Here is a 3,409-nt window from a genome sequence, read left to right as displayed (position 1 = left end):
GTGGTTATTTCGATAACAATATTGATAAATGTATATTCTGCAGTTATGGCTAAAACATGGAAGATTTCCCCGCAATGGGGATAGCGCAGAAAGGATGATACGCTATGGCCATGGTGGTTAAGAACAATATGTCGGCAATCAATACCTTAAATGTTCTGGGACGGAACAGTAAGGAACTAGCCAAACAGCTCCAACAGGTGTCCTCTGGCATGAAAATAAATAGTGCGGCAGATGATGCTTCAGCCTATGCCATTAGTGAACGAATGCGGGTGCAGGTACGGAGTCTCAATGCGACCCTAACCAATACACAAAATGGTTCCAGCATGATGAAGGTAGCCGAAGGAGCGGTGTCTTCTACGGTGGATGCCCTTAGAACCTTTAAAGCTAAGGCCATTGATGCAGCTAATGATACTAATACTGACAGTGATCGGGCCATTATTCAAAAAGAGCTGGACCAGCTTATGAACCAGATTGATGATAATGCTCTGGTTACTTTTAATGGAAAGTATTTGGTCAATGGTGCTATGGGGGGCAATGTGGTAGCGGATCAGCAGGATTCCATTGTTTCATTTATGACTTATTTGGATGCATGCACTTCCGGCACGCCTCAGGAGCTTTTGGATGGGGCTATAAAATTTGGTTCCTCTGGAATGTTTGAGGATGAGGCATCCCTTATAAATAGCTTCGTTGAGGCTATGAGAAATAGTAATGGAGACCTTTTGGAAGTTTGTGGTATCAATCTGAATAATGATGATACGGGATCCATTACCGGTCTTGATGCTGGCGGTGAGCGGGCCAAAACAGCAGAGTCCGTTGTACCGGAAGAAAAGGCATTTTATGGTGGCAACACCAAGGGCAGTTCGTTTATCAGGGGACTTACGGTGAATTGGCCTGATGATATTAGTGACGACATGCAAAAGGCTATTGCCGGTGCCCTGGACAGCCAGTGGCTCTCTAACTGCATGTGGCTGGTGGATGAGTCCTTTGCCATCAATTTCTGGGAAAAGGGCACTTCTGTGAAATCTATGGATGTAAAATTTGAAGATGATCCATCTTCCGACAGCTTGGCTTATGTAAGAAACTATTATCATGATGGCGTTACTACCAAGCTGGAACTCACCGTTAATATGCACTACTATAAAAACCTTGATCTCACTGATAAAAATGGTGCGGTAAAGGATGACCCGAATCAGCTTTACTTGGACCGTACTTTGGCCCATGAAATGACTCATGCCATTATGGCTGCCAATATTAAAAATTTTAATGAATTGCCTAAATATGTTAAGGAAGGTATGGCAGAGCTGATACATGGTATAGATGATTACCGCAAGGGTAAAATCCAGTCCTTGGCCAACGACCCGGATACTTTGAAGGATGTACTGGAGAATTCAGGGGCTCCTACGGATGACAGTGCCTATGCAGCGGGCTATATGGTTCTACGCTACATGGCCAAGCAGGCGGCAAGCTCTGAGCCGGAAAAGAGTGCTTACTTCCAGATAGGTACTAAAGCATCTCAGACAATAAGTGTTGGGTTAGGTGATATGCGCTGTGAGGCTTTGGGCCTTACAAAAGCTGACGGAACTGCTGTCAGCGTAGCTACCCAGCAAAAGGCCACTTCGGCCATAACGGTTATTGACCGGGCCATCAGCCGGGCCTTGAAACAGCAGACCATTATTGGCTCTATTGAGAGCCGGCTGGAGTTTACGGCGGCCAATATTACAACCGCCCATGAAAATGTTACTGCATCAGAAAGTGTTATTCGCGATGCCGACATGGCCAAGAGCTTTACGGCATATACCAGAGCCAATGTGCTAATGCAGACAGCCCAGTCTATGCTGGGTCAGGCTAATCAAAATAGCAGTAATGTTTTACAACTGTTGCGCTAAATTTCAATCATGGTCCTAACCATCAGTGGTTAGGGCCTTTTTGTATGTTTTACAGGCTAATGCAATAATACGATTTAAAACAGAAGGTATTACATTTTTTTATAAAATTTATATATTTTTTTAGGATATGGCGAAATAATGCGTTAAATCCACCGTTGGAGAATGATTGGACTTCAGACTGCTGTTGTGTTTTTAGACGATTATTTGTAATGGTCAAATACATATGATAAGATGGTCAATAGTAAATATTTGTGTATATGTTTGTAGGTATGGAGGGAATAGTATGTTTTGTACTAATTGTGGACAACAATTGCCGGATGGATCAAGATTTTGCACTAGTTGTGGAGCACAACTGGGTTCAGCAGCGCCAAATGCCGGGCCAATAAATAGTGAACCTATGTACAATGGTACTTTTTCATTGAAGCAGGAGGAAGGTAAAAATAGGTGCTGCGTGTCTGAGTTGGGGTCGGTAAAGGTATATGAATACAAAAAGGATTTGTCAACCAATCCGCTCTCGGCTATGTTTGCGTATTATGCATCTGAAATGAACATACGCAAGCGTCAGGTCTGGATTGAATTAAAGGACGATGCCTATAGATTGCAGGCTGGTGCTATGCAGATGATGGTAGGCAATATTTCGGTAAAATCAGATGTAAAGGATGCCGGCGATTTTCTCGGAAAAATGGTGAAGAGTGTTGTAAATAACGAATCAGCTGTAAAACCACTGTATTCAGGCAATGGTACACTGATTCTTGAGCCAACATATAAGCATATTATTTTGGTCAATCCTAACGATTGGGATGGTGGAATCGTTGTGGAAGATGGTATGTATCTTGCAAGCTCCGGCAATATAAATATTGATATGCAGTCCAGAGCTAATTTCTCCTCGGCAATTTTAGGCGGTGAGGGATTGTTCAATACCAAGCTGGTTGGGGATGGAGTGGCTGTATTGGAGTCTTCTGTACCATATGATGAACTGCTGGAGATTACCCTTGAGGACAGTGTAGCAAGAATTGATGGTCCATATGCTGTTGCCTGGTCCGGTAGTTTGCAGTTTACTGTAGAAAAAGTTAATAAGTCCTTTATTAGCAGTATGGCAACTGGTGAAGGCGTAGTTAATGTGTATCGGGGAACAGGCAAAATTCTCGTAGCACCTATTGATGATTTGGGTGAACAAAAAGCTATTGACAATACATCATCTTCCAATGCAAATCCAAGTTCAAAAGCAGCTTCAAAGGCCGGATCCGCATTGAAATTGATTAACAATTTCCTGGATGACTGAATTATTATGTGAATGGAGAGCTGGAAATGAGTAAATATACAGAGTATGCCCAGACTTTGCGGGATGATACCACCTTACATTATAATTGCGCTCAGTCGGTGCTGATTCCCTTTGCGGAGGAAATGGGGCTGAGCAAGGAGCAGGCCTTTAATCTGGGCTATAATTTTGGCGGTGGTATGAAACGGGCTTCCGTGTGCGGGGCTGTTACAGCCGGACTAATGGTACTTGGTATGCACGGGGT

Annotated in this window: 3 protein-coding genes and 1 pseudogene; all 4 read left to right on the top strand. The window is 43.4% G+C overall.

Features of this window, described 5'->3' with window-relative positions; all coding sequences use genetic code 11:
• Nucleotides 1-104 precede the first annotated feature (104 nt).
• A pseudogene (locus QZV24_RS10185) lies at nucleotides 105-524 on the top strand (flagellin); the annotation flags it as partial.
• Nucleotides 525-1,886 (top strand): flagellin, encoded by a 1,362-nt coding sequence (locus QZV24_RS10625; RefSeq protein WP_363138225.1) that lies wholly within the window; start codon nucleotides 525-527, stop codon nucleotides 1,884-1,886.
• 283 nt (nucleotides 1,887-2,169) lie between these two features.
• Nucleotides 2,170-3,168: an AIM24 family protein gene (locus tag QZV24_RS10175; protein WP_294523490.1), complete on the top strand. Its 999-nt coding sequence runs from the start codon at nucleotides 2,170-2,172 to the stop codon at nucleotides 3,166-3,168.
• A gap of 26 nt (nucleotides 3,169-3,194) precedes the next feature.
• The coding region (locus QZV24_RS10170) for a C-GCAxxG-C-C family protein (RefSeq protein WP_294523488.1) at nucleotides 3,195-3,409 on the top strand (215 nt) is incomplete at its 3' end.

It is taken from the genome of uncultured Anaerovibrio sp. (assembly GCA_902786545.1).
GTDB lineage: Bacteria > Bacillota > Negativicutes > Selenomonadales > Selenomonadaceae > Anaerovibrio.
Note: the sequence above shows the minus strand (reverse complement) of the source record. Positions and strands in the feature narration are given on the sequence as shown.

Bases quoted from the DNA above. Each gene is read 5' to 3' on its own strand.
- QZV24_RS10175 (WP_294523490.1), top strand. From the start codon at position 2,170: ATGTTTTGTACTAATTGTGGACAACAATTGCCGGATGGATCAAGATTT.
- QZV24_RS10625 (WP_363138225.1), top strand. From the start codon at position 525: ATGGGGGGCAATGTGGTAGCGGATCAGCAGGATTCCATTGTTTCATTT.